1 protein-coding gene is annotated in these 382 nt (G+C 73.8%); it reads left to right on the forward strand.

Annotation, left to right across the window (positions count from 1 at the left end):
• Positions 1–382 (forward strand): KR domain-containing protein (locus IG74_RS47375; protein WP_037827585.1); only part of this gene is annotated, 382 nt, incomplete at both ends.

Below are 382 nucleotides of genomic sequence, written 5' to 3' on the forward strand. Positions count from 1 at the left end.
GGTGTCGGTGGGTCGTTCCGACCGGCTGGTGAGTCCGGTGCAGTCGCTTGCGTGGGGTCTGGGCCGGATCGTGGGGGCGGAGTACCCCCAGCGCTGGGGTGGCGCGGTCGATCTGCCCGAGACCGTGGACAGCCGGGCGGCGGCCCGTCTGGTCGGGGTGCTGGCGGGTGCGGAGGGCGAGGACCAGGTCGCGGTGCGCGGCTCCGGTGTGTTCGCCAAGCGCATGGTGCGGGCCACGGCGGCCGAGGACGCGGAGGGCCGAGGGTCCTGGCAGAGCCGGGGTTCGGTGTTGGTGACGGGTGGTACGGGTGCGCTGGGTGGCCATGTGGCCCGGTGGCTGGCGCGTACGGGTGCTGAGCATCTGGTGCTGACGAGTCGTCGG

The organism is Streptomyces sp. NRRL B-1347, from assembly GCF_000720325.1.
Taxonomy (GTDB): domain Bacteria; phylum Actinomycetota; class Actinomycetes; order Streptomycetales; family Streptomycetaceae; genus Streptomyces.